The organism is Dellaglioa sp. CoH-57-MRSF-20, from assembly GCF_056781955.1.
Genome location: NZ_JBXAXV010000063.1, coordinates 1 through 605 on the forward strand (window position 1 = coordinate 1; position 605 = coordinate 605).

General features: G+C 51.1%; 1 protein-coding gene. It reads right to left on the bottom strand.

Features of this window, described 5'->3' with window-relative positions:
• Positions 1–252 precede the first annotated feature (252 nt).
• A partial coding sequence (locus AC1RPN_RS08110; protein WP_481763701.1) for a hypothetical protein occupies positions 253–605 on the bottom strand: 353 nt, incomplete at its 5' end.

A 605-nucleotide genomic window follows, 5' to 3' on the forward strand; every position in this document is an offset into this window, starting at 1 on the left:
GACGACAGGCACGCGGATTACAGAATCCCCAAGAAGCTTGTCCAAATTTTCCTTTTCCCATAGGCCACTGTGTGAATCAGAGCTATCCTTAGAATTGATGCACAGAAGTAGAGGCTCTGCTTCCATAGCCTGTGTCTCCAGCCATTTTGATTGAAGCGCAGTAGCTGCCTTCGACATGTAGCGGATAACCGAATATTTTGAGGGCTTCAAATCGGAGATGAGCTGATAGCGCGGAATCGCGGCGCTCGTCATCTAAAAGGCCGGGTTCCGGGCGCGCGCCAGAAACTTTTTGTACGATTCGTTTTTGATTGCGCCGGGTTCCTGATCGCGAAGCTTCGTATAAGTTTCGTTCACTTCGTCTCGACGCCACGTCGGCATATAAGGAATCACGATGCCTTGATTGATATGAGCCTTCGTCAACGATTCCTCTTCGAAGATATAGGTCATAGTGGCGCACGCAAGCCGCGCATCGCGGATGCGTTCAATGCGATCCGCACGAATGAGCTGATCGGACACATCAATCAAGAGGGTGGCGTCCTTCGAGGCTGCATACTGGCTTATCTTACCTGCGAGTTCCCCGCGTTTCAGCAGATAGTACATCTGAG